This window comes from Georgenia subflava, from assembly GCF_009193155.1.
GTDB lineage: Bacteria > Actinomycetota > Actinomycetes > Actinomycetales > Actinomycetaceae > Georgenia > Georgenia subflava.
In genome coordinates this window covers 53285-78385 of sequence record NZ_VUKD01000003.1, presented here as the reverse complement: position 1 = coordinate 78385, position 25101 = coordinate 53285, and the positions used below count along the sequence as shown (strand labels likewise).

General features: G+C 73.2%; 22 protein-coding genes. 13 read left to right on the top strand and 9 right to left on the bottom strand.

Annotation, left to right across the window (positions count from 1 at the left end; genetic code table 11):
- Positions 1 to 55 precede the first annotated feature (55 nt).
- The 4 genes from GD748_RS10475 to GD748_RS10460 form a co-directional block, all read right to left on the bottom strand.
- Positions 56 to 1576 carry a catalase gene (locus GD748_RS10475; protein WP_152195170.1) on the bottom strand — a complete coding sequence of 507 codons (1521 nt, stop codon included), beginning with the start codon at positions 1574 to 1576 and terminating at the stop codon, positions 56 to 58.
- Positions 1573 to 2013 carry a Fur family transcriptional regulator gene (locus GD748_RS10470; RefSeq protein ID WP_152195169.1) on the bottom strand — a complete coding sequence of 147 codons (441 nt, stop codon included), beginning with the start codon at positions 2011 to 2013 and terminating at the stop codon, positions 1573 to 1575. The genes GD748_RS10475 and GD748_RS10470 overlap by 4 nt, the downstream gene beginning before the upstream one ends.
- Before the next feature lie 349 nt (positions 2014 to 2362).
- Positions 2363 to 3268: a D-hexose-6-phosphate mutarotase gene (locus GD748_RS10465; protein WP_152195168.1), complete on the bottom strand. Its 906-nt coding sequence runs from the start codon at positions 3266 to 3268 to the stop codon at positions 2363 to 2365.
- 47 nt (positions 3269 to 3315) lie between these two features.
- The gene (locus tag GD748_RS10460; RefSeq protein WP_152195167.1) at positions 3316 to 3768 is read right to left on the bottom strand and encodes a hypothetical protein; all 453 of its coding nucleotides are present in this window, start codon (positions 3766 to 3768) and stop codon (positions 3316 to 3318) included.
- 356 nt (positions 3769 to 4124) lie between these two features.
- Here GD748_RS10460 and GD748_RS10455 point away from each other — a divergent pair, with 356 nt between their 5' ends.
- From GD748_RS10455 to GD748_RS10440, 4 genes are all read left to right on the top strand, one after another.
- A complete protein-coding gene (locus tag GD748_RS10455) occupies positions 4125 to 4832 on the top strand; it encodes an HAD hydrolase-like protein (RefSeq protein WP_226921165.1) in 708 nt (235 codons plus the stop codon).
- Positions 4825 to 5817, top strand: coding sequence for an aminoglycoside phosphotransferase family protein (locus GD748_RS10450; protein WP_152195165.1), 993 nt, complete (start codon positions 4825 to 4827; stop codon positions 5815 to 5817). Before GD748_RS10455 ends, GD748_RS10450 begins: the two co-directional genes overlap by 8 nt.
- A 28-nt stretch (positions 5818 to 5845) precedes the next feature.
- Positions 5846 to 7231 carry an AI-2E family transporter gene (locus GD748_RS10445; protein ID WP_226921162.1) on the top strand — a complete coding sequence of 462 codons (1386 nt, stop codon included), beginning with the start codon at positions 5846 to 5848 and terminating at the stop codon, positions 7229 to 7231.
- Positions 7232 to 7301: 70 nt separating this feature from the next.
- Entirely contained in the window at positions 7302 to 8429 is a 1128-nt protein-coding gene (locus tag GD748_RS10440; protein ID WP_226921159.1) for an LOG family protein, read from the top strand.
- 361 nt (positions 8430 to 8790) lie between these two features.
- On the opposite strand, the gene GD748_RS10435 is transcribed toward GD748_RS10440, so the two are convergent.
- Positions 8791 to 9432, bottom strand: a complete 642-nt coding sequence (locus GD748_RS10435; RefSeq protein WP_193312915.1) for a toll/interleukin-1 receptor domain-containing protein — start codon at positions 9430 to 9432, stop codon at positions 8791 to 8793.
- 362 nt (positions 9433 to 9794) lie between these two features.
- Between GD748_RS10435 and GD748_RS10430 the strand changes: the two genes are divergently transcribed.
- Positions 9795 to 10781, top strand: coding sequence for a diaminopimelate dehydrogenase (locus tag GD748_RS10430; RefSeq protein ID WP_152195163.1), 987 nt, complete (start codon positions 9795 to 9797; stop codon positions 10779 to 10781).
- Positions 10782 to 10884: 103 nt separating this feature from the next.
- On the opposite strand, the gene GD748_RS10425 is transcribed toward GD748_RS10430, so the two are convergent.
- Positions 10885 to 14370 (bottom strand): error-prone DNA polymerase, encoded by a 3486-nt coding sequence (locus GD748_RS10425; protein WP_152195162.1) that lies wholly within the window; start codon positions 14368 to 14370, stop codon positions 10885 to 10887.
- A 167-nt stretch (positions 14371 to 14537) separates the two neighbouring features.
- Between GD748_RS10425 and GD748_RS10420 the strand changes: the two genes are divergently transcribed.
- The 3 genes from GD748_RS10420 to GD748_RS20265 all read left to right on the top strand — a co-directional run bounded on the left by GD748_RS10420 (position 14538) and on the right by GD748_RS20265 (position 17406).
- Complete coding sequence (locus tag GD748_RS10420; RefSeq protein WP_152195161.1) at positions 14538 to 16496, top strand: LTA synthase family protein; 1959 nt, start codon at positions 14538 to 14540, stop codon at positions 16494 to 16496.
- A gap of 98 nt (positions 16497 to 16594) precedes the next feature.
- Positions 16595 to 16966, top strand: coding sequence for a DUF4267 domain-containing protein (locus tag GD748_RS10415; RefSeq protein WP_152195160.1), 372 nt, complete (start codon positions 16595 to 16597; stop codon positions 16964 to 16966).
- A gap of 29 nt (positions 16967 to 16995) precedes the next feature.
- Positions 16996 to 17406: a PIN domain-containing protein gene (locus GD748_RS20265; RefSeq protein ID WP_405002676.1), complete on the top strand. Its 411-nt coding sequence runs from the start codon at positions 16996 to 16998 to the stop codon at positions 17404 to 17406.
- Between the two features lie 106 nt (positions 17407 to 17512).
- Here GD748_RS20265 and GD748_RS10405 read toward each other — a convergent pair whose 3' ends face one another.
- From GD748_RS10405 to GD748_RS10395, 3 genes are read right to left on the bottom strand one after another with little or no spacing between them, the layout of a single operon-like run.
- A complete protein-coding gene (locus GD748_RS10405) occupies positions 17513 to 18334 on the bottom strand; it encodes an MBL fold metallo-hydrolase (RefSeq protein WP_152195159.1) in 822 nt (273 codons plus the stop codon).
- 50 nt (positions 18335 to 18384) lie between these two features.
- Positions 18385 to 20004 carry a DNA polymerase Y family protein gene (locus GD748_RS10400; protein ID WP_152195158.1) on the bottom strand — a complete coding sequence of 540 codons (1620 nt, stop codon included), beginning with the start codon at positions 20002 to 20004 and terminating at the stop codon, positions 18385 to 18387.
- A gap of 1 nt (position 20005) precedes the next feature.
- The gene (locus GD748_RS10395) at positions 20006 to 20989 is read right to left on the bottom strand and encodes a hypothetical protein (protein ID WP_152195157.1); all 984 of its coding nucleotides are present in this window, start codon (positions 20987 to 20989) and stop codon (positions 20006 to 20008) included.
- Between the two features lie 393 nt (positions 20990 to 21382).
- On the opposite strand from GD748_RS10395, the gene GD748_RS10390 reads away from it, so the two are divergent.
- From GD748_RS10390 to GD748_RS10370, 5 genes are all read left to right on the top strand, one after another.
- Positions 21383 to 21910, top strand: a complete 528-nt coding sequence (locus GD748_RS10390) for a YbhB/YbcL family Raf kinase inhibitor-like protein (RefSeq protein WP_152195156.1) — start codon at positions 21383 to 21385, stop codon at positions 21908 to 21910.
- On the top strand, positions 21907 to 22515 hold the full coding sequence (locus GD748_RS10385) for a YbaK/EbsC family protein (protein WP_152195155.1): 609 nt from the start codon (positions 21907 to 21909) through the stop codon (positions 22513 to 22515). The genes GD748_RS10390 and GD748_RS10385 overlap by 4 nt, the downstream gene beginning before the upstream one ends.
- Positions 22516 to 23796, top strand: coding sequence for an AAA family ATPase (locus GD748_RS10380; RefSeq protein WP_152195154.1), 1281 nt, complete (start codon positions 22516 to 22518; stop codon positions 23794 to 23796). It abuts the gene before it with no gap.
- A gap of 38 nt (positions 23797 to 23834) precedes the next feature.
- Positions 23835 to 24377 carry a ferritin gene (locus GD748_RS10375; protein WP_152195153.1) on the top strand — a complete coding sequence of 181 codons (543 nt, stop codon included), beginning with the start codon at positions 23835 to 23837 and terminating at the stop codon, positions 24375 to 24377.
- A gap of 251 nt (positions 24378 to 24628) precedes the next feature.
- Entirely contained in the window at positions 24629 to 25093 is a 465-nt protein-coding gene (locus GD748_RS10370) for a tRNA (cytidine(34)-2'-O)-methyltransferase (protein ID WP_152195152.1), read from the top strand.
- Positions 25094 to 25101: the final 8 nt, after the last annotated feature.

Here is a 25101-nt window from a genome sequence, read left to right as displayed (position 1 = left end):
GACGACGGCCCGGGACCGTGGGGACGGTCCCGGGCCGGCCGGCGAGGTCGGTGGGTCAGCGGGTGCTGACCGTCTCCTCGACGAGCTCGTTGTCCATGCCGACCTGGGGGTCGCCCTTGGCGGCGTAGTAGGCCAGCTCGATGCGCTCGCCGATGGACTGGTCGACGGCCTTCCAGTACCGGAAGGCGTTCTGCAGGACGACGCCCTCGACGCCGCCGAGCAGCGAGCCGGAGACGGTCTCGACGAGCTGGTCACGCTGGGCGTCGTCGAAGACCTCGCGCACCAGGGTGCCCGGCTGGCCGAAGTCGTCGTCCTCGGCGTGCAGGGCGTAGGCGCTGCGCACCATCTCGCCGTCGGCCTCCCAGCCGTCGTCGACCCGGCCGGTCTCGTCCGACCAGGGGCGGTCGTAGGAGTTCGGCGCGTAGACCGGGGCGTCGCCGGAGTGCTCGAACGTCATGTTCCCGTCGAACGTGTAGGACTTGACGGGGACGATCGGCTTGTTGACCGGGAGCTGCTGGTAGTTGGTGCCGATACGGGCGCGCTGGGCGTCGGCGTACGCGAAGACGCGGCCGAGCAGCATCTTGTCCGGGGAGACGCCGATGCCGGGCACGGTGTTCGACGGCGCGAACGCGGCCTGCTCGATCTCGGCGAAGAAGTTCTCCGGGTTGCGGTTCAGGGTCATCGTGCCGACCTTGATCAGCGGGTAGTCGGCGTGCGGCCACACCTTGGTGAGGTCGAAGGGGTTGAACCGGTAGGTCTTGGCGTCCTCGTAGGGCATGACCTGGACCGAGAGGGTCCAGCTCGGGAAGTCGCCGGCCTTGATGGAGTCGAACAGGTCGCGACGGTGGTACTCGGCGTCGGACCCGGCGAGCCGCTCGGCCTCCTCGTTGCTGAGGAACTCCATGCCCTGCTCGGTGTGGAAGTGGTACTTGACCCAGAACTTCTCGCCGGCGGCGTTGACCCACATGTAGGTGTGCGAGCCGTAGCCGTTCATGTGGCGCCAGGACTTGGGCAGTCCACGCTGACCCATGACGTAGGTGACCTGGTGGGCCGACTCCGGGTTCTGCGTCCAGAAGTCCCACTGCATGTTGTTGTCGCGCACGCCGGAGGCGGGCAGCCGCTTCTGGGACCGGATGAAGTGCGGGAACTTCATCGGGTCGCGCAGGAAGAACACCGGGGTGTTGTTGCCGACGAGGTCGTAGTTGCCCTCGGTCGTGTAGAACTTCAGCGAGAACCCGCGGACGTCGCGCCAGGTGTCGGGCGAGCCCTGCTCGCCGGCGACGGTGGAGAACCGGGCGAGCATGTCCGTCTTCGCGCCCTGCTGGAACAGCGCCGCCTTGGTGAAGCGGGAGACGTCCTCGGTGGTCTCGAAGGTGCCGAACGCCCCGGCGCCCTTGGCGTGCGGGTTGCGCTCCGGCACGCGCTCGCGGTTGAAGCTGGCGAGGGTCTCGACGAGGTGGACGTCGTGCAGCAGCAGCGGTCCGTTGCTCCCGACGCTCAGGGAGTTGCGGTCCGAGCCGGCGGGGGCGCCGAACTGGGTGGTGGAGGCCGGCTGGTAGCCGTTGGTCTCGCTCAAGAGATCTCCTTCGGTGATGCGGTTCCGGACAGGCAGGAGGGGCAGGTGCCCCAGTAGATGACCTCGGCGGTCTCGATGACGAAGCCGTGGTCCTCGCTGGCGTGCAGGCACGGGGCCTGGCCGACGGCGCACGCGACGTCGGCGACCGTGCCGCAGCTGCGGCAGACGAGGTGGTGGTGGTTGTCGCCGCGCCGCAGCTCGTAGCGGCCGGGCGACCCTTCGGGCTCGATGCGGCGCAGCAGGCCGGCCCCGGTCAGGGCGTGCAGGACGTCGTAGACCGCCTGGGTCGAGACCGTGCCGAGCCGCTCACGCACGGCGGCCCGGATGCTCTCGGCGTCGGCGTGCGGGTGGTCGGCGACCTCGGCCAGCACGGCCAGCCGCGGCGCCGTCACCCGGAGCTGCGCCTCGCGCAGGAGCTCGGTGTGGGTAACGGACATGTTGTCACTATAACCAGTAATCTGGAACAGTTCAAGTTTAGGAAAGGCTCGTCCGGGCCTCCGTCCGATCACCCCGCCCGTGCAGGCTCCCCAGCTCGACGCGCCCTCTCGGCTCGCCGCAGCCGGCGCGCCGAGTGGCACGAACTGGTCGTCCGCTGGCCCGTCGGCGGTGCCAAAGGTGCCACTCGCCGGCGACGGTGTGCCGAGTGGCACGAACCGCACCGGTCTGCGGCGGCAGAGTGGTGCGGTTCGTGTCGCTCGGTGGGCGATGGGAGCGCAGGGCGCCGGGTGGTCGGTGGTGCGTGGTCGGTGGTGAGTGGTCGGTAGTGAGTGGTGGACGTTCTGGCGGTCAGGCCTTGTTGGCGACGGCGTAGCGCGCCGTCATGGTGTGCGTCTCCCCCGCGGCCAGGGTCACCGCGTCGTCGAGCGCGTTGGCGGTCTCGACGCACACCATCGTGGGCCACTCGGCGTCGTCGTAGTCGGGCATGGCGGCGGCCTTGGCGGTCCACGGGTTCCACACGACGGTGTTGGCGGAGGAGCTCTTGGCGACGGTGATGGTGCGCGCACTGCCCGGGTCGACCACCGTGGCGGTGCCGGTGGAGTGGTACACCCGGTCGGTCTCCCCCGCGAAGACCACCGGCCCGTCCTGGGTGCGACTCTCGGCGCCGGACACCTTGTCGACGTAGCGGGCGCCGTCGAGCCCCTCGACCGTGACGCCGGTGACATCCTTGACGTGCAGGTAGGTGTGCAGCGCCTCTTCGAACGAGTACTCGTCGGTGCCGGTGTTGCGCACGCTCAGCGCGAGGCCGAGCTCGCTGCCGAGGGTGATGGAGTACGTCGCCTCGAACGGGTGCGGCCAGACCTGCGCCCCCGGCACGCCGGTCACGTCGGCGTCGGTCAGGCGCAGCGTGAGGGTGACGACGCCGGCGTCGTCGTCCGCGCCGACGAGCGTCCAGCCGGCCAGGCGTCCGAAGCCGTGGGCGGGCGACATGCCGGGCTCGCGACCGGCACCGAACCAGGGGAAGCAGATCGGCACGCCGCCGCGGATCGCCTTGCCCGGAGCGAAGGTGCTCTTGCTGCTCATCCAGATCACCGGGTCCTGGCCGGCTGGCGTCCATGCGGTGAGGTGCGCCCCGTGCAGGTACACCTCCGCGGTCGCGACCGGGGTGGACACGTCCAGCCGGGACAGGCCGCCCTCGCCGTCGACGAGGGTCACCGTGGAAGGCAGGTCGGTCGCGATGAGGCTCTCCGTCATGGTTCGACGGTAGACCTGGTGGGCCGGGGACACCCGTCGGTGCAGGATCACGGCTCGATCGTGCGAGCGTCCTCCTCCTTCTCGTCGATGAAGGCGCTGAGGATCTCCTCGGAGAGCTCGTCGATCCGCCGGTTGACGTGCTCCGTCTCCTTGGCGGCGGCCTTGCGGCCCATCGCCGCGAGCACCGGCAGGGAGGCCTCGAGCCTGTCGAGCTGCACGCGCCACCCGTCGGCCCGGTCGCGCTCGGCGGCGTCGTCAGCCGAGGAGTAGAGGAAGGCGACCTGGTCGCGCAGGATCTTCAGCCGCTTGCGGATGCCCTCCGGCCCGCGGCTGTTCTTGCGGGCCTGCGCGAGCTTCTGGACCTGGGCGGCGACGGCGTCGAAGACCTCGGGGTTCTCCTTCTTCAGCTTCGTGAGCGTCGGGCCGAAGCGCCGGACCAGCTCCACGATGGTAGGCCCGGCGACCGCCGCGACCTTGATGAGTGCCCCGACCTTGCCCATGTGCGTGCCTGTCCTCTCTGCCCGAAGTGCTCTGCGGCTAGCGTGCCATGTGGCGCCGGGCGGTGCCCGAGCACGACGCGTGATCGAGCGCCTTCCCGTGCGTGTATCGAGCGCCTCCCCATGCGCGAATCGAGCGCCTCCCCGTGCGCGCCACGATCTCGGTGGGGACGAAGGGAAGGACATCGGGACGAAGGGAAGGACCTCGGCACGGGCGTCGGCCGGCATGGCCGGCAGCACGTCCCCGACCCGAGTGGCCGATGCCACGTTCCGCCGGTGGTGGACCTCACGGCCTCTCGGGCGGGTCACGGCCTAGCCTGTTGCCAGACCCATCCAGTGCCGAGAGGACCCGATTCTTCGTGACGCCCCTGACGAGCGCCGCCCCCGTCGCCGACCGTGCCCCGGTCGAGCTCAGCCCCACCGCCGTCCTGCTCGACCTGGACGGCACCATCACCGACTCCGCCCCGGCGATCACCAGCGCCATCGCCGAGTCGCTCGCCGCCTTCGGCTACCCCGCCCAGACGCCCGAGCAGCTGCTGCGCCACGTCGGCCCGCCGATCCGCGACGGCCTGCTGGAGCTTGCCGGCGTGAGCGAGACAGACCTCGAGGCCGTCGTCGAGCACTACCGGACCATCTACGCCGAGCGCATGCTCGACGTCTCCCTCTACCCCGGCGTGCCGGAGCTGATCCGCGTGCTCCACGCGGCCGGCATGCCGCTGGCGCTGGCGACGTCGAAGATGCGGCACATGGCCGTGCCGATCCTCGAGCACGCCGGCCTGGCTCAGTACTTCACCGTCATCGCCGGCGCCACGGCCGACGAGTCGCGCAGCACCAAGGCCGATATCGTCGAAGACGCCCTCGCCGGCCTGACCGCTGCGGGGATCGACACCTCCCGGGCCGTGATGGTCGGCGACCGGCACCACGACGTCGACGGCGCGACGACGCACGGCATCCCGGCCGTGCTCGTGCGCTGGGGCTACAGCCGGCCCGGCGAGGAGGTCGGCGCCTTCGGCGTCGTGCACGACGCCGCCGAGCTGGCCGCCGTGCTCGGCGTGGTGCGTGGCTGACCCACGCCGCGTCGGACCGGTGAGCTCGCCCGACGTCGTGCAGGTGCCGGACGCGATGCGGCGCGAGCTGTCGCCCACCGCGGACGGGCCCGCCTGGCTGGCGCGGCTCCCCGAGCTCGTCGACCGCGCGCGGACCCGGTGGGGCCTGCGCCTGGGCGAGCCCTTCGAGTCCGGCGTCGCCGCCTGGACGGCGCCGGCGCGCACCCGCCACGGCGAGGACGCCGTCGTCAAGATCGTCTTCCCGCACGCCGAGGCCGCCCACGAGGCGACCGCGCTGGCGCTGTGGTCCGGACGCGGCGGCGCCGAGCTCCTCGACCACGACGCCGACGCCTGGACCCTGCTCCTGCGGCGCCACCGTCCCGGGCACGGGCTCGAGGAGGACCGGCCGCTGCTCGAGCAGCGGCCGGAGGCACGTCTCGACGTCGCCGCCGAGCTGCTCGGGCGCCTGCACGCCGCCCCGGTCGCAGAGCTGTCGCAGGCCGTCACCGCGCTGACGACCTGCGCCACCACCGCCGCGGAGCTGGTCCGCGAGCGCTCCCAGCGCCACGGCCCCGCCCTCGGCGCCGACCCAGGGCTCCTCGCCGCTGCCGCCGAGCTGTGGGAGGAGCTGCCCGCCACGGCACGCTCGACCGTCGTCGTCCACGGCGACCTCAACCCGGGCAACCTCGTCGCCGACGACGCCACCGGCACGCGTACGTGGGTGGCCATCGACCCCAAGCCGATGGTCGGCGACCCGGACTTCGACCCGTGGCCGTTGCTGAGCCAGGTGGCCGAGCCGTTCCGTGCGGAGAGCCCCGTCGCGCTCCTGCGCGGACGCACCCGGGTGGTGTGCGCGGCGGCCGGTCTCGACCCCGGTCGGGTCGCGGCGTGGGCGATGGCGCGTGCGGCGGAGTCCGCCCTGTGGCGCGCCGCCGAGCAGGGCGACCGCACGGGTGCGCTCGCCGAGCTCGACCAGGCAAGGATCTGGTCGCGCCTGGCGGTGTAGCGGGTCTCGTTGGGGCAGACTGGCCACGATGAGTGCCATGCGCGATCGGTCCAGACGCCTGCTGGGGCAGGTGGGCCGTCGTGTCCAGCGTCAGGTGCGGCCCTCGCACCCGACCTCGGTCGACCAGGTCGTCTCCCAGGCCGCGCTCGGGCCCGGGAACCAGCCGCCCAGCGCCGCGCCGCGCAGCGTCCGCCCCTCCGTGGCGGGCCGGCTCACCGTCCGCCGGATGCCCGAGCGCGTCGCCCACGTGGACTCCCCCGCCGACGGCGTGCCGCGATGGATCCGCAAGTACGGCACGATCGCCTGGCTCCTCATCGGGATCGTCATCGTCGTCGGCATGGTGGTCTTCGCGACCAGCCGCATCCAGGTGGTCTTCATCGCCGTCTTCCTGTCGCTGGTGGTCACCTCCGTGCTCGACCCGATGGTGACCTGGCTGTCGCAGTACATGCCGCGGCCGCTCGCCACGGTGCTGGCCCTGCTGGGCTCGTTCGCCGTCGTGGCCGGCCTGCTCACCTACGTGATCCGTTCCGTCGCGGGGCAGTGGGAGACGCTGGCCGACCGCTTCACCAACGGCATCGACACGATCCTGGAGTTCTTCGAGACCGGTCCGCTGCCGTTCCACTTCACGCAGGCCGAGATCAACGACGCGATCAACGAGGCGGTCGCCCAGGCCACCGCGTACGTCCAGGAGAACGCCGCCGACCTCGCCGGGCAGATCCTCAACAACGCCGGGGCGGTCGCCCTGGTGTTCACCGTCCTCGCCCTGAGCCTGTTCCTGACGATCTTCTTCCTCGCGCGCGGCGGGTCGATGTGGACGTGGTTCCTCAACCAGCTGCCCGCGAAGAACCGCGAGCGCACCCATGCTGCGGCGACGGCCGGCTGGTACACCTTCTCCGGCTACGCGCGCGGGACGATGATCGTGGCGCTCGCCGACGGCGTGATGGCGTTCATCCTCCTCTCGATCGTCGGCGTGCCCCTCGCCGCCCCCCTGTCGGTGCTGGTCTTCATCGGCGCCTTCATCCCGCTGATCGGCGCCCCCGCCGCGATGATCGTCGCCGCCGTCGTCGCCCTGGCCGCGGTCGGGCCGCTGGCTGCCCTCATCGTGACGATCGGCGTCGCCGCGATCGGGCAGATCGAGGGGCACATCCTCGAGCCGCTCGTGATGGGCAAGCAGGTGTCCCTGCACCCCGTCGTGGTCGCCGTCGGCGTCACTGCCGGCACGTTCCTCGGTGGGCTGCTCGGCGCCATCATCGCGATCCCGGTCCTCGCCGTCACCTGGGCGGTGTACTCGGCGGTCCGGAGTGTCGACCCGCCGATGGAGACGCTGCCACCGGGGCGGCGCGCCGCGTCCTCCACCGAGTCTCCGTCCCGCGCCGCTCTGCCGGGCCCGGGCACCGGTAACGGCGCCGGTTGAGCCCGGCCGTCGACCGGGTGTCCCGCCCGGAGGGGTGCGGCTCGGCGACGGTGGCCATAGGTTCGCCGGTGTGAAGCAGGAGCGCGGTCGGACCGTCGAGGTCGAGTCCCTGGCGGAGTTCGACGAGCGCATCGCCGACGGCGCCCTGGAGATGAGCGGCTGGCACGTGCAGTCCGTCGACCTGCGCGGGCGCGGGCACGTCCTCCGCCGGCTCGACCCGACCGGCGCCCTATTCCTCGGCTGCGCGCTCGAGGCCGGCGACGAGCAGAGCCTGCGGGCCCGGGGCGCCCTGGTCTTCCCGGAGGTTCCCCACGTGCCGGTGGACCAGTACCGCGCGAGCCTGTACACGCCTCAGGAGCTGTACGACCGGCTGGCCACGAGCTACGAGGACACGCTGGACGCGCGGGTGTACGCCTGGTCGCAGCAGGAGCCGGACCTCGACCGGAGCCTGGCCAAGGCGCTGCACGACCACTCGATCGACGACGCCCTGCGTGACGTCGTCGGCGGGCGGAACCTCGTCGGCATCATGGGCGGGCACGCCCTCGCCCGCGGGTCGGCGCCCTACGCCGCCGCGGCGCACCTGGCCCACCGCCTCGCGGGGGCCGGGCTCACAGTGGCCACCGGGGGCGGACCCGGTGCCATGGAGGCGGCCAACCTCGGCGCCTACCTGTCCACGTGGCCCTCGTCGGTGCTGGAGGAGGCGCTCGAGACCCTCGCCGCGGTGCCGGGGTTCGTCCCGTCGGTGCAGGACTGGGCCGGCGCCGCGTTCGACGTCCTCGACCGCTGGCCCGGCGGCGCCCGCTCGGTCGGTATCCCGACGTGGCACTACGGGCACGAGCCGCCCAACGCGTTCGCCACGGACATCGCCAAGTACTTCAAGAACGCGATCCGCGAGGACATCCTCCTGCACCTGGCCACGGCCGGGATCGTCTTCCTGCCGGGGGCCGCGGGCACGGTGCAGGAGATCTTCCAGGACGCGTGCGAGAACTACTACGCGGACACCTCGGCCGTGGCGCCGATGGTCCTCGTCGGCCACGAGCACTGGACGACGACGGTGCCTGTCTGGCCGGTGCTGCAGGCGCTCGGCGCCGGCCGGGACATGGGCGAGCACATCCACCTCGTCGACACCCTCGACGACGCCGTCGCGGTCCTGGACACCGACCCCACAGGGGCCGGGGTGCCCGGCCGAGACTCCTGACCGACCCGTGCCCGGCCGAGACCCCGACCGGCCCGTGCCCGCAACGACTGCTCAAGGTCGGTGATCACCTTGGCAGGTCATGAACCGCGGGCGGATGGCGCCACGGGCCAGCGCCGACGAGAGCGGTGACCCGAGCCCCGGCACGGCGATGGTTCGGTCAGCAGGACCCCGCCCGGCCTGGCCCACCGCGCCAGAGGCCGTCGTTTCGACATGGGTACGCGGACAGATCCCGTAACGTTCACCTCGAAGGTGCTCCCTGGAGTGCGACTACGCGGATCTCGACAATCCGTATCGTCGCAGGTCAGGAGCGCTTTCAGGTCAACGACCCGGCCTCACCGGCGCCGGCGTATAAGCCCGAAACTTACGTCCACCTGCCAGCTTGATGAGCGCGGTTCACGCAACCGGGCGACCGGGGCGGGGGAAGATCGCTCCCACTATCATCTATCGCCGTCAGCAAGACCTGTCCGCAGCACGGGTACTTCCATACCTCCCGATAGTCCTCCCTCGGCCCGGTGTTGCCAACATTGGTCGGGTCGGAAGGATGATACGAGCAGTTCGCCGAATTGTCGCGATAGAATTGCTGGTGACAGTTGATGCAATAAAGCAACTTGATCCAAGGCCGGAAGTCCCGCACAGTGCGTTTCAGATTGTCAATCAAGGTGGACGAAGGCATTGCACGGCTGCGCACGTCTTCGAACTCTCGGTCCGACAGCCGAAAGAATCGCTCGCCCGCAAGAAGGAGCGGGAAGATCTCTCGGTGCCGGAGTTCCGCTTGAGCTATCTCTCTCTGCACCCAGTCCGAACTCGCTGAGGCAGGCGACATCACGACAACGAAGGCGGCGCAGCCGTTGATGCGCTCTTCCAAGTCCTCTGCCCAACGACGCCCATGTTCTAAATCGTCGTCGAACCAGACCGGGATGTCGATGGCACGCAATTCGGTCACAAATTGACCGACATAAAGCTGGTCTGCACGCGCATAAGAGATAAACACATCTCCAGCCACCCTGCCATGATCGCAGCCCTGCCTTCCCGAGGCTAGGCCCCGATACCCCAGACGTCAGGAGACTGCCGGTTCGATATCCGTGTGCCGGAAGTCGTCGCCCTTGTGCAGCAGGACATCACCCGCGGTGGCGGCAAGGGCGTAGGAGAAGCCGTCACCCTAGTTGAGGCGTGGCGACGATCGCCGAGGTGTCGAGGATCACCGGGGAAGCCCGCGCTCGTCGTAGAGGTCCGCCTCGCCGCGGAACGGCTCGTCGATCGCGCTGCTGCGCTCGGCCAGGTCGAGCAGTGGGCACGGCCCGCACCCGGTGGGCCCTGCCGCTACCGTTCCAGAGGCACGGCACACGCAAAGTGGGAGGCACGGCAGTGAGCGAGAAGATCCGCATCGGCATCGTCGGCTACGGCAACCTGGGGCGCGGCGTCGCCCTCGCCCTCTGGCAGAACCCGGACATGGAGCTCGTCGGCATCTTCACCCGCCGTGCGCCCGCCGACATCGACGCGCCGGATGCGAGCACGCCTGTCCTGCCCGTCGACGGTCTGACCGACCGGCGCGACGACATCGACGTGCTCATCCTGTGCGGAGGCTCCAAGGAGGACCTGCCCGAGCAGGGTCCGGCGCTGGCGGCGCACTTCAGCACCGTCGACAGCTTCGACACCCACGCCCGCATCCCCGAGTACTTCGAGGCGGTGGACGGGCCCGCCCGCGCGGCCGGGACGACGGCGCTGATCTCCGGCGGCTGGGACCCCGGCATGTTCTCGATCAACCGGCTCTACGGCGAGGCGCTGCTGCCGGACGGGGAGACCTACACGTTCTGGGGCAAGGGCCTGAGCCAGGGCCACTCCGACGCGGTCCGCCGCGTGCCGGGCGTGGCCGGCGGCGTGCAGTACACCGTTCCCTCCGACGTCGCGGTCGACGCCGTCCGCAGCGGCAGCCGCCCCGAGCTCAGCACCCGTGAGAAGCATCGGCGCGAGTGCTACGTGGTGCTCGCGGACGGCGCCGACGCCGCCGAGGTGGAGCAGGCCATCGTCACGATGCCGCACTACTTCGCCGACTACGACACCGAGGTGCACTTCATCAGCGCCGCCGAGCTCGGGCGCGACCACGGCGCGATGCCGCACGGCGGCTTCGTCATCCGCTCCGGCACCACCGGCGCCGGCAACGCCCAGGTGGTGGAGTACCGCCTGCAGCTGCAGAGCAACCCGGAGTTCACCGCAAGCGTGCTCGTCGCGTACGCGCGGGCGGTGCACCGGCTCAACCGCCGGGGTCAGGTGGGTGCCGTGACGGTCCTCGACGTGCCGCCGGTCCTGCTCTCGCCGAAGTCGCCGGAGACGCTGCGCGCCGAGCTCCTCTAGGCGGATGCTGTCGTGATGGTTCGGGCGCCGAGGTCGTCGTCGCCCGGCACGGCGGCCGTTGTCGTGTCGGGCGTGTGACTGGGCACGGCACGCCACGGCCGCCTCAGCGGAAGTCGCGCGAGGTCGTCGGCACCCTGAGGCTGAGCGCCTCGATCTGGTCCGCGACGAGGTTCGTCACGCCGTCGGCCCGCTCCAGGGTGCCGCGCACCACGAGGGCGGCGCTGGTGCGGGCGACCTGCCGGTAGCGCGCCCACACCCCGGCCGAGCACACCACGTTGAGCAGACCGGTCTCGTCCTCCAGGGACAGGAAGGTCACGCCGCCGGCCGTGCCCGGGCACTGCCGGTGCGTCACCACCCCGCCGACCCGCAGCCTCGCACCCGGGGCCGCGCCTGCCAGGTCCGCCACCGTCCAGACCCCGGCGGCGGCCAGGTCCGCGCGGCGGAACTGCGTGGGGAAGGAGTCCGGGGAGACGCCGGTGGCCCACACGTCGGCGACGGCGGTCTCCACCCGGTCCATCGCCGGCAGACCGGGGGACTCGGCCCCGACGGAGGTCAGCGGCAGCGGCGGCTGGAACCAGACGCCCTCGTCCTGCGCGGGCGACTCGCGCACGGCCACGGCCCGGGCGCCCTGGGACACCTTCCACGCCCCCAGGGGCGGGTGGTCCGCCGACCGGCCGTGCCGTGACGCCGAGTCACGACCGGCGCCCCGGGTGCGCCGATGCCCGTGCCGGCTCCCGTGCTCGCCGGCGAGCACCCCGGCCGCCCACAGCGCCTCCCGGCGCTCCAGCCCGAAGCAGCCCAGCGCCCCGGCGGTGGCCAGGGCCTCGAGCTGGGCGGCCGTCAGGTCCACCCGGCGGGCCAGGTCGGGCAGGTCGGCGAACGGGCCGCCCGACTCCCGCTCGGCCACGAGCCGCTCGGCGACCTTCTCCCCCACCCCGCGCACCGGCGCCAGCCCCAGCCGCACGGCCAGGTCCGGGTGCGGACGGACCAGGCGGGCGACGTCGGGCGAGACCACCTGCCCGGCCGTGGCGGCGGCGCGGCGCTCCGCCGTCGTGGGCTCGACCCGGGCCTGGGCGGCGGAGGAGCTGACGTCCGCACGCAGCACCGCGACCCCGTGCCGGCGGGCGTCGGCAACCAGTGACTGCGGGGAGTAGAACCCCATCGGCTGGGCGGCCAGCAGGGCGGCGTAGAACGCCTCGGGGTGGTGCACCTTGAGCCAGGAGCTGGCGTAGACGAGGTAGGCGAACGAGAAGGAGTGCGACTCGGGGAAGCCGAAGTCCGCGAAGGCCTTGAGCTTGTCGTAGATCTGCTCGGCCACCGCCTCGTCGATGCCCTTCTCGGCCATCCCGGACAGCAGCCGCCCGTGCAGGGCCTCCATGCGCTCGGAGGAGCGCTTGGACCCCATGGCCTTGCGCAGCTGGTCGGCCTCGGCCGGGCTGAAACCGGCGACGTCCATGGCGATCTGCATGAGCTGCTCCTGGAAGAGCGGCACCCCCAGGGTCTTCGACAGCGCCGGCTCGAGCAGCGGGTGGAGGTAGGTGACGGGCTCCCGGCCGAGGCGCCGGTTGATGTAGGGGTTGACCGAGTCGCCCTGGATCGGGCCGGGGCGGATGAGGGCGACCTCGACGACGATGTCGTAGAAGTTGCTCGGCCGCAGCCGCGGGAGGGTGGCCATCTGGGCGCGCGACTCCACCTGGAAGACCCCGACCGTGTCCGCCGCGCACAGCAGCTCGTACACCGCTGGGTCCTCCTGCGGCAGCGAGTGCAGACCGAGCTCGGCGGTGCCGGGCGGCGCCGCGGCGTTGATCGCATCGAAGGCCAGTCGCAGGGCGGTGAGCATGCCCAGACCGAGCAGGTCGAACTTGACCAGGCCGGCGTCGGCGCAGTCGTCCTTGTCCCACTGCAGCACGGTGCGCCCGGGCATCGTCGCCCACTCCACCGGGCACACCTCGATGACCGGACGGTCGCACAGCACCATGCCGCCGGAGTGGATGCCCAGGTGCCTCGGCAGGCGCAGCATCTGCTCGGCGACGTCCAGCACCGGCTCGGGGATGCCGCCCAGGTCGTCCGCCGGCGCCGGGGCGGGCCCGTCCCGGCCCGGTGCGCCGTCGCCGCCGTCGTCGGGGGTGCGCAGGCTCCCCCACCGCTCGATGCTCTTGGACCAGGCGTCCTGCTGACCGACGTCGTAGCCGAAGGCGCGGGCGGCGTCGCGCACGGCCGAGCGGGGCCGGTAGGAGATGACGTTGGCGACCTGGGCGGCGTGGGTGCGCCCGTAGCGGCCGTAGACGAACTGGATGACCTCCTCGCGGCGCCCGGACTCGATGTCCAGGTCGATGTCCGGCGGGCCGGAGCGGCCGGGCGAGAGGAAACGCTCGAAGAGCAGCCGGTGCTGGACGGCGTCGACGGCCGTGATGCCCAGGGCGAAGCAGACGGCGGAGTTCGCCGCCGAGCCGCGCCCCTGGCACAGGATCCGCCGGTCGCGGCAGAACTGGACGATCTCGTGGACGATGAGGAAGTACCCGGGAAAGTCCAGGTCGGTGATGATCTTCAGCTCGTGCTCGATCATCTCGTAGGCGCCGCGGACGTGCCCGCGCGGGCCGTAGCGCTCGGCGGCGCCGCGGTAGGTCAGCTCGCGCAGCCAGGTGGCCTCGGTGTGCCCGGGCGGGACCGGGTGCGGCGGCAGGTTCGGGGCGACGAGCTGCAGGTCGAAGGCGCACTCGGCCGCGAGCGCCACGGACGTGGGCACGGCGCGGGGGTGGCGGTGGTGCCGGGCGGCCATCTCGGCGCCGGAGCGCAGGTGGGCCGGTGCGACGGGGAGCCAGCCGTCGATCTCCTCCAGGGACGCCCGGGCGCGGGTGGCGGCGAGGACGTCGGCCAGTCGCTGGTCGGCGGGCCGGGCGCAGTGGACCCCGCCGGTGGCCACCAGCGGCAGGTGCGCGGCGTCGGCCAGGTCGGCCAGGGCGTCGGCGACGGCGGAGTCCGTGGGCGAGCCGGTGTCGGTGATCTCCACGGCCACGTTGTCCCGCCCGAACAGGGCGGTGAGCCGGTCCAGCTCGGCGCGGGCGGCGGCTCTGCCCGGGTCGACGGCGGAGCCCGGGGCCGCGCCGTCGAGCGCCTGGCGCACGGCGCCCTTGCGGCAGCCGGTGAGCACCAGCCACTCCCCGCCGGCCTGGGCGGCGAGGTCCTCGAGGTCGTACTCGGCCCACCCCTTGGTGCCGGAGTACAGGTGGGCCTGGGCGATCGCGCGCGAGAGGCGCCGGTAGCCCTCGGGGCCGCGGGCCAGCACCAGCAGGTGGGTGCCGTCGGGGTCGGGACGCCCGCTCATCCCCGGCACCGCACCGGGACCCTCGTGCGCCCCGGCCCGGCCGGCGGTGCCGAGGTTCAGCTCGGCCCCCAGGACGGTGGGCAGGGCGAGGGCGCGGGCCGCCTCGGCCAGGCGCACCACGCCGTAGAGACCGTCGTGGTCGGTCAGCGCCAGCGCGTCCAGGCGCAGCCGGGCCGCCTCGACGGCGAGGTCCTCGGGGAGGTTCGCGCCGTCGAGGAAGCTGAAGGCCGAGTGCGCGTGCAGCTCGGCGTACGGGACCGACACCCCACCAGCATATCGAACGACTGTTCGATCCGCTGGCCGGTGCGGGCGGGTGGAGACCCTGCCCGGTCGCCGGAATCAATTCCGTGTTAACGCGCGGTTCGACTAACGTTTACCGACGCCACCGCGTGTGCGCGTCCCCGCACACCACGCACCGACGCAGGGTCCCGATGCTCCAGACCGCCGAACCGCGAGAGTCCGTCGAGAGCCGACCCCAGGTGCGCCTCTCGGGCAGGCACCCTGGTGCGCGCCGCCGGGCGGGCCGGCTGGCGGACCTGGTCGTGCGCGCCGTGCCCACCCTGTGCCTGAGCCTCGCCGTCGCGGTGGTCATCACGATGGGCGTCGAGCTGGTCCACGTCCAGACCGACACGTGGCTGGAGCCGATGGAGCGGGTCCGCACCTGGCAGACGGACCTGCTCGCGCTGCAGCTGATCGTCGTCTGGGCGGTCGTCGGCCTGGTCCAGGCGGTGGTGGGCCGGCTGTGGGTCGCGGCCGTCGTCGTCGGGACGCTCGCCGCGGTCATCGCCTTCGCCGACTACCAGAAGATGCTGGCGCGCAACGAGCCGCTCTACCCCACCGACCTCGAGCACCTGCGCGACGCGCCCCTGCTCCTCGAGGGGCTGGGCATCAACCCGGCGCTCGTCCTCGCCGGGCTGATCGTCCTCGCGGCCGGCGTCGTCGCGGCCGCGCTGCGCGCCCGCCGCCGTCGTGGGCGCCGACCGTGGTCCGAGCGGCGTGCCGAGACGCTCGCGCGCGTGGTGGGCGGCGCCGTCGCCGCGGCCGTGCTGGCCGGAGCGGTGACGTTCAACGAGGACGGCAACCCGCTGCGCGCCCTGTGGGACCGCGGGGAGGCGACGTGGGCGCGGTGGAACCAGGTCGAGAACTACGCCGAGAACGGGTTCGTCTCCGGCGTGCTCTACAACATGCCCGGCACGGCCATGGAGACCCCGGCCGGGTACTCGGCGGCGCGGATGGCCGAGATCGGCGAGAAGTACGCGGCCGTCGCCGCCGAGACCAACGCCGGCCGCACCGGCGCCCTGACCGACACGAACGTCCTCGTCATCCTCAGCGAATCGCTGACCGACCCCACACGGCTGCGGGGCCTCGAGGTCGAGGAGGACCCGATCCCCTTCATCCACTCCCTCATGGAGCGGACCACCTCGGGCACGATGCTGAGCTCGGACTACGGCGGCGGCACGGCCAACGTCGAGTTCGAGGTGCTCACCGGCATGTCGCTCGACCACTTCCGGCCGCAGATGCACACCCCGTACCAGATGCTCGTGCCGTTCCAGGAACGCTTCCCCTCGTTCCTGCGCTCGGTCGGGGCGGCCCACGAGGCGATCGCGATCCACCCCTACCAGCACAACTTCTACCGGCGCGACGACGTCTACGCGACCCTCGGCTTCACCCGGGCGGCGTTCGAGCGGGACATGGTCGGCACCGAGCCGGTGGAGAACAACCCGTTCATCTCCGACGCCGTCACGTTCGACCGCGTCCTCGGCGAGCTGCGCACGTCCGAGGACCCGATGTTCGTCAACGTCGTGACGATGCAGAACCACCGTCCGTACGCCGGCAAGTACGCCGACCCGATCGGCGTCGACGGCGCGATGTCGTTCTTCGAGCGCCGGAACGTCGAGCAGTACCTGCGCGGGCTGCGCTACAGCGACGAGGCGCTCGAGCATCTCGTCGGCGACCTCGAGGCGCTCGACGAGCGCACGATCGTGCTCTACTACGGCGACCACTTCCCCGCGATCTGGTCCGAGCAGGTCAAGGCCGCCAACGGCGGTCAGGGGATGTACCAGACGCCGTGGCTGGTCTGGGCGAACTTCGACACCGAGCAGGTCGACGCCGGGGCCGAGCTGCTGGGCCCGAACCACCTGATGAACCAGGTCCTGACGGCCGCGGACGCCCCGGTCACCCCGTATGCGGCCCTGCTGGCGGCCATCGCCGAGGAGGTGCCGGCCGCCGAGCGCGGCATCATGCTCGACCCGGACGGCCGCGCGGTCACCGAGACGGACCTCTCGCCGCGGGCCCGCGAGCTCCTCGCCGACTACCGGCTCGTGCAGTACGACCTGGCGGTGGGCGAGCGGTATGCGCTGGAGGCCATGCTGGACGCGCCGCCGGGCTGAGACGGCCGACGGCGCCGGGCGGCAGCCTTGTGCCCGACGCGGGCATGCGCGCAGTCTGTCGGTGACAGCTTCCTCATCGACAGATCGAGGTGATGAGCATGACGGCGGCCGGGATGGCCATCGCGGGCCTGGCCGGGGTCGGGATACTGATCGTCGGGCTCTGCTACCTCGCCACGCCGCGAGCGATGGCGGCGAGCTTCGGCCTGCCGACGCTTCCCGAGGCCGACGCAACGCCCTGGCTGCGGCTCAAGGGCATCCGCGACCTGACGACCGGCGTCGTCGCCCTGGTCCTTCTCGTCCTCGCCGACCCGCACGTCCTGGCGTGGGCGGTGATCGCGTTCGCCCTCATCCCTCTCGGCGACGCGGTCACGGTTCTGCGTGCCGGCGGGTCCCGTGCCGCCGCCCTCGGGATCCACGGGACCACCGTGGTGGTCATGCTGGTCGGAGCGGCGCTCCTCCTCGCGGCCTGAGCCTCGCTCGAGGCCCGACGAGGATCGAGGTGCGCCGACACGTCGGCCATGCTGGAGTGGTTGCGTGGCACCGGGTCACGATCGACGGTCACGCTCCGTCGCCTCCGTGCCGAACCCGCCGACCTGTGCCTGACGCAGCCGGTTGTCATGGAGATCCTCATGGGTGCGCCACCGGACATCGAACCACGCACCCGCGCGGCGCTCATGAGATTCCCCACCTCGACGTCGAGCCGCACACCGACTTCGAGGTCGCAGCCGACCTCGACCGCGCCGTCCGCCGTACCGGTCACACCGTCCGATCGGCCATGGACTGCCTCATCGCGGCCGTTGCCCTGCGGCACGGGGCAGTCCTGGTCCGCCGCGACCGCGACCTTCGTCGCCTCGCGTCCGTCGCCCCTGAGCTTCGCTGCCTCGACACTCTCGACGACGGCCAGACCTGAGAGCCGAGGTGCCGCAAGGACCTGACCCGATGCTTCCAGCGGGAGACCTACCGATCCTTCCGGACTGGACCGCATCGGATTTCAGGACCTGGCGAGCGCCGAGAGATCAGGTCTCGTCGTCGTGGTCGCCCCGCACCCAGGCGACGTGCCGGTCGGCGCTGCGACGCACGGCGGCCTTGCCGTCGCGCGGGATGGCGTTGCCGAAGTTGCCGTAGATGCGGTCGAAATCGAGCTCCTCGATGCTCCGGGCGACTCGCTCGGTCACGGCCCCCGAGAGCGGGATGCGGTTGGGGTAGCTGCGCATGAAGGCGACGGTCGTCCGGTCGGGGTTCGGGCCGATCGTGTCGCCGCAGAGCAGCACGCCGGTGCCGTCGGCCCCGGTCCAGGTGACGACCGTGTTGCCGGGGAAGTGCCCGCCGATCTGGTGCAGCACGACGCCGGGCACCGGCTCGGTGCGGCCGGACCAGTACTGGACGGCGTCGTCGGGACGGGCCAGCCACTCCCTGTCGGCCTCGTTGACCAGCACCGGGACGCCGCCGAGCGCCCGGCTCCACGCGACCTGCACCCCGAACATGTGCGGGTGGCTGGCTGCGATCGCGACCACCGGCCCGGCCTCGCGGACCCGGCGCACGCCGTCGTCGTCGAGGAAGCCGATGGGGTCCCACAGGAGGTTGCCGGCGGGCGTGGTGACCACGAGCGCCTGCTGCCCGATGCCCACCTGCGGCACGGCGGTGACGCCGAGCAGTCCGGGCTCGACCTCGCGCACCACGGTCCGGTGCCCGAGCTCCTGCAGCTCGGTCAGGGTGGTCCAGGCCTGCCCGGTCGCCGGCACCCACTGGCGCTCGTCGGTGCAGATCCGGCAGATGGTGGGCGGGACGTCGGTGTCGGCGTGCTCGACGGCGCAGGTGTGGCAGATCCAGACGGTCATGACTCGATGGTCCCCTCTCTCGTGCCGGCGGCGCCAGGCCCTGGCGCACATCAGTCGTAGACGCCCTCGACCCGCCAGGCCCCCTGCTCGAGCGCCAGGAGCAGGGCGGGTGCGCCGTCGGGCACCACCTGGACGTAGGCACGACGGCGGCCCTGGCCGGACCACCACCGCTCGGTGCCGTGCCAGGGGCCGGCCCACGCGAGCAGCGGGTATTCCCCCGGCTCGACCGGACCGGGCGCCGCCGTCGGGGCGTGCGGGAGCACGACGACCCGGGCCGGGGCACCGCTCGTCGTCCCCCGGGCGTCCACCCGGACCTCCGCCCCGACGGCGTCCACCAGGCGTGCCGGGACCGGCTCGGTGGGCACGGTGGCCGGCCAGGGAGCGGGCACCTGGCCCGGCCATGGGGCGTCGGTACGGCGCAGCGGGGCCGCCTCGTCGCCCCAGGCCACCAGCCGGGCCGCGGCACGTGGGTCGCGACCACCCTGCAGGACCGGGACGAGCACCCCCTCGGCGCCGAGCAGGCCCTGCACGCGCAGGGCCGCCCGGGAGGCCTGGGCCTCGCCGCGGCGCGAGCGGCCCCACAGCCCGTCCTGCACCGCCCCGGCGGGGCTGACCTCCTGGGCCTCCAGCTCCAGGTGGGTGAGCGGGGCCGACGGCGGGCGGCCGCTGCGCCCGGACAGCCACCCCTCGAGCTGCCAGCGCACCCGGTCGGTCAGCTCGGCGGCGGTCGGGGCGTCGTCGATGCTCCAGGTGCGCACCAGCTCGGTGCCGTCCTCGGTGCGGGCCGCCACCTGCAGCCGGGCGCACACCACCCCGCGGCGGAGCATCCGCTCGGCGAGCTGCTCGGCCAGGGATCGGGCGGCGAAGGCGGCGACGTCGGAGCGCTCGGCGGGCGGGTCGAGCTCGGTGGCGGCCAGGACGTCGTCCTCCGGGCGGCGGCTGACCGGCGGGCGCACGTCCAGCCCGCGGGCGAGGCGGTGCGCGCCGAGGCCGTGGGTGCCGAAGCGGGCGGCCACGTCACCGGTGGCCAGCGCGGCGAAGGCTCCCAGGGTGCGCAGGCCCAGGCGGCGCAGCAGGTCGACCAGCTCGGCGGTCTCGGCCGTGGCCTGCCGCGTGCTCGCGGCCAGGGTCAGCGCCGCGACGTCCTGCCCGGCGAGGAAGGCGGGGGTGGTGCCGGCGGGCACGAGCACCCCGGCGCGGGCGGCGAGCATGGCGGCGAGCAGGCCGTCGCCGATGCCCACCTGGCACTCGGCGCCGGTCTCGGTGGCCACCGTCCCCACGAGCAGCTCGGCGAGGATCTCCTCCGAGCCCACGTGCCGCACCGGGCCGCGAGCGAGGAAGACCACCATGCCGGGACGGACCACCTCGACGTCGGCGACGACCGTCTCCACCGCCTGGACGAGCGGCTCGAAGGCGCGGGCGTCGCGCACCGGGTCGGCGGGCAGCAGCACCAGCTCGGGGCACAGCTGCTGGGCGCTGCGCCGGCGCATGCCGCGGCGCACCCCGGCGGCCCGGGCCGGCGCGGAGGCGACGACGACACCACGGTTGTCGTGGACCGCGACCGGCACCTGCGGGTCGACCAGCCCCTCGGCGACGGCGGCGGCCACCGGCCAGTCGGGGACCCACAGCACCGCCCGGCGCGCCGCGCGACCGGGCTCGACGGCTGCCACCTCACACCGCCCGCAGCAGCGGTGCGGTCTGTCCGTCGGGCGCCCGCTGCACGACGGGGGCACCGGCGGGTGCTCGCAGCCCGTCCGGGCCCACCCGGACGCTGACCTCGCGCACCCCGGCGGCGCCGGCTCGGCCGGTGGCGCGCACGGTCAGCTCCTGGTCCGCCAGGTGGCCCCAGCCCTGGCCGAGCCCTTCCCAGCTCGCCCGGGCGGCGCGCAGCACCAGGTGCGCCCCCGGCCAGGCGTGGGTGCTCAGCAGCACGGCACCGCGGGTGCGGACCCGGGCGGCGATCGAGCGTCGGTCGCGCTCGCTCAGGGCGGGGCAGCGACCGACCACGAGCACGTCGAAGCCGTCGGTCAGCGCCCCGACCACGGAGGCGGCGTCCGGTCCGGGGCTCGGCACCACCGCGACCCGGTCCAGGGCGAGCCCGGACCCGGCGGCGGCCCGCCACCCGATGTGGGGCATGGCCGCGAGCGCGCACCAGGCGCCCTCCTGGCTCGCCGCGGCGGCCAGGGCCAGCAGCACCGAGGTGGACCCGCCCACCTGGACCACGCTGCCGCGAGCCACGGCCCCGCCGGGGAAGAGCGGGGCGAGCGCAGCCGGGACGGGGAGGGTGCGGTCGGTGGCCGCCGCGGGCTCCTCCACGGTCCGCGGCGCGGCGCCGGGCAACGGCGACACCGGCGCCGGGTCGGTGCGCCCGGAGGTGAGGGCGGGGCTGGTGCTCAGACCGGGTCCGCCGAGGCGGGTGCGCAACCCGGCGGCCAGCTCTGCCCTGCCCAGCGCCGCCCGGGCAGCCGCCAGACGGGCCTGCGGGTCCGGCCGGTCGGCCGCCAGGTCCTGGGGGTGGGGCCGGTCGGCCACCAGGTCCTGCGGGTTCGGCCGGTCGGCAGCGGCGGGTGCCGACTCGTCAAGAACCGACTCATCAGGGATCGTGATGACGTCCGACGCGAGCCTGAGGTCGTCCGGGGCGACTGCGAGCCTCATGCCCCCTCCTCTGACCGTCCGGATCCATGAAACCGTTCGACAAATCCTGTCGAACAACTGTTCGATTCTACCTCAGTGTTCGTGCGGTCGTCCCCGCTGTCAACCGGGCTCCGACGCTCTCGGCGCACCGGCGAGCACCACCTGTCCGCGGACGCCCGCCCCGCAACCCGCGCGGGCCGCTCGCTGCAGCCCGCGCCAGGCCCGGACCCTCGCAGTCTGGTCCCGACCACCCACACGGGCCGTCCGCCCCGACCTCCGGCGTCGCCACCAGCGCGACGACGCCCGCAGCCGTCCACGGACACACCCCGGGGCGGGAGGGCATGCCCGGCGCCGAGGGCATAAGTTGGCGGCAGGGGGCCGCGCGGCCCCGCACCGAGCCGAAGGAGGACCGACGTGGACCTTGACCGCCCGATCGCCCAGGACCCCTACGAGAAGCTCCCTGCCGTCCCATCGTTCACGCTGACGTCCGCCGACCTGACCGACGGCGCCCAGCTGCCGCGCTCCCACAGCCTGAGCGGCGGCAACGTCTCGCCCCAGCTGTCGTGGTCCGGGTTCCCCGAGGGGACAAAGGGGTTCGTGGTGAGCTGCTTCGACCCCGACGCGCCCACGCCGTCGGGCTACTGGCACTGGACGGTGCTGGACCTGGGTGCGGACATCACCGAGCTCGAGCAGGGCGCCGGCGAGTCGGACCTGATGCTCCCCGGTGCCGCCTTCCACGTGCGCACGGACGGCGGCGAGCACGCCTACGAGGGCGCCGCCCCGCCGGCCGGGGACCGCCCGCACCGCTACGTCTTCGCCGTGCACGCCCTGGACACCGAGACCCTGGAGCTCGAGGAGGACCACTCCCCCACCAAGGTCGCCTTCACGGCCGTCTTCCACACCCTGGCCCGCGCGACCCTGACGGTCACCTTCCAGGCATGAGCGACGAGCACGTCCCCGAGCCGACAGCGGCCCTCGGCGAGGACGGCGCCGTCACCTACGGCACGCTGCTGTGGGTGCCCGCGCTCGAGCGGGCCGACCTGCTCGCCGGCCCGGTGCGCACTGCCCTGGCCGAGCTGGCCGCCCACCATCCCGATGCGGCCAGTCAGGTGCTGGTCACCGAGATCGACCCCGAGCTTGCGGACACCGCCGCGATGACCGACGCCTACGACCTGCCGCTGTCGGCCTCGGCCAACTGCGTGCTCGTCGCCGGGCGACGGGCGGCCGAGGAGCGGGTGGCCGCCTGCGTGGTCCGGGCCACCACCCGGGCGGACGTGAACACCACGGTGCGGCGGCTGCTGGACGTGCGCAAGGCGTCGTTCTGGCCGACCGAGCAGGCGGTGGCCGCCTCCGGCATGGAGTACGGCGCGATCACGCCTGTCGGTCTGCCCGCCGGGTGGCGAGTGCTGGTCGACCCGGCGGTCGGCGTCGGGGAGGCGATCATCGGCTCAGGTGTCCGAGGTTCGAAGCTGCTGCTGCCCGGCGAGGTGCTGGTGTCCCTGCCGGGTGTCGAGGTGGTCGAGGGCCTCGGCCTGCCGGTGGGCTGAGTGCTCACCGCCGTCGCCGTCCGCGGCTACCGCTCCCTGCGCGACGTCGTGCTGCCGCTGGGTGCCCTGACGGTGGTCACCGGGCCCAACGGCTCCGGCAAGTCGAACCTCTACCGGGCTCTGCACCTGCTCGCGGCCACCGCACGGGAGGGCGCGCCGGCCGCGCTGGCCCGCGAGGGCGGGCTGGCTTCGGCGCTGTGGGCCGGGCCCGAGCAGGGTGGCGGCGGTGAGGGCACGGTGCGCCGTCGCCCGGTTCGGGTCGAGCTCGGCGTCACCGGCGACGACACCGGGTACGCGCTGACCCTCGGCCTGCCGCAGGTGGCCCCCGAGCCACCCAGCCCGTTCGCGCGGGACCCGGAGATCAAGGCGGAGACGGTCTGGGCCGGCCCGCTCGCCCGGCCGGCGAGCGTGCTGACCGAGCGCCGCGGGCCGCACGTGCGCACCCGCACGGACGACGGCTGGGCGACGCTCACCACCGCCGCACGCCCGCACGAGTCCATGCTCGACGTGGTCGCCGACCCCAACCGCTCCCCCGAGCTCGTCACCCTGCGCGAGGAGCTGCGCTCCTGGCGGCTGTACGACCACCTGCGCACCGACCCCGGGGCGCCGGCCCGGCAGCCGCGGCCCGGATCACGGACCTCCGCCCTCGCGGCCGACGGCGCCGACCTGGCGGCCGCCCTGGCCAGCGCCGCCGACATGGGGGCCGACCGCGAGCTGACCGCCGCGCTCGAGGACGCCTTCCCGGGGTCGCGCCTGAGAATCTCCGCGCACGAGGGCGTCTTCGAGGTGCTGCTCCACCAGCCGGGGCTGCTCCGCCCGCTGCACGCCGCCGAGCTCTCCGACGGCACGCTGCGCTTCCTCATGGTCGCGGCGGCGCTGCTGACGCCGCGCCCGCCCCAGCTGATCGTGCTCAACGAGCCGGAGCAGTCCATGCACCCGAGCGTGCTGCCTGCGCTGGCCCGGATGACGGTGCGGGCCGCGCGGCGCACCCAGGTCGTGATGGTCACCCACTCGACGGCGCTGTCCGAGGCCGTCGCCGCGGCGGCCGCGGACACGGCCGGCTCGGCCGGCACGACCAGGACGGCGGGCACCGCGGGCACGACCGGCGCGACTCCCACGACCGGTGCGACGCGCGTGACCGGCGGGGGTGGAGCGACGACGGCGGCTGGCGAGGACGACGCGGGCCGCGTCGTCGCCGTCGAGCTGGCGAAGGAGGCGGGCGAGACGGTGGTGGTCGGCCAGGAGGGGCCGCTGGACCGCCCGGCCTGGCACTGGCCGTGACCATCGACCAGGACACAGCCGGCGCGTAGCGTGGGTGCATGACCGAGACGACGCCGTCGACGTTCCTGCAGCTGCTGCGCGAGCAGGTGGGCCACGAGTTCGACGCCCACCAGCAGTACATCGCCATCGCGGTGTGGTTCGACGCGCGCGACCTGCCCCAGCTCGCCCGGCACTACTACCGCCAGTCCGTCGAGGAGCGCAACCACGCGATGATGCTGGTGCAGTACATGCTCGACCGGGACCTGGCGATCGAGATCCCGGCCGGCTCACCGGTGCGCAACGACTTCACCTCCGTCACCGAGCCGATGACCCTGGCGCTGGAGCAGGAGAAGCAGGTGACGGCGCAGATCGAGGCGATCTTCCGGGCCGCCCGGGAGGAGGGTGACGCCTTGGGCGAGCAGTTCATGCTGTGGTTCCTCAAGGAGCAGGTGGAGGAGGTCGCCTCCGCCACCACGCTGCTCACGGTGGCCGAGCGTGCCGGCGACAACCTCTTCGACCTGGAGAACTACGTCGCCCGCGAGCAGATCGGGGACTCCGGCGAGTCCGCCGACGCACCGGCGGCGGCCGGCGGCGCGCTGTAGCGCTCGAGACTCGCGCCAGGGCGCTGCCCCGCAGGCGCGCCAGGGCGCTGCCCTGCACGCCGGGGCGCTTCCCCTCCAGGTTCGGCGTGCGCTGCCGTCCGAACGGGAGGCCGCGCGCGCGCCGGCAGCGGGCGACCGCACGGTGACGCCGGAGGACGTCTCGCAGCCGTCTGGACAGTGACGGGCGGTCGACCGCGAGTCCTCCCTCGGCCTCCTCCGGTCCGGCGTCCCGGTACTGGCACGATGTCCCCGTGTTCCACGTCGTCTTCTACGAGCCCCGGATCCCACCGAACACCGGGAACGCGATCCGGATGACGGCGGGGGTCGGGGCGACGCTCCACCTCGTCGAGCCGTTGGGCTTCGACCTCAGTGACGCGAACCTTCGCCGCGCGGGCCTCGACTATCACGACCTCGCCAACGTCGTCGTCCAGCCCGACCTCGACGCCGCCCTGGACGCCGTCGCACCCGGCCGCGTCTACGCCTTCACCGGCAAGGGCGACCGCTACGTCGCGGACGTCGAGTACGCCGCCGGCGACGCCCTGCTCTTCGGTCCGGAGCCGACCGGTCTGCCGGACGACGTCCTCGCCGACCCACGGATCGAGGCGCTGGTGCGGATCCCCATGCTCCCCGGAGTCCGCTCGATGAACCTGTCCAACTCGGCCGCCGTCGCCGTGTACGAGGCCTGGCGCCAGCACGGCTATGCCGGTGGGGTGTGACAGAGCCC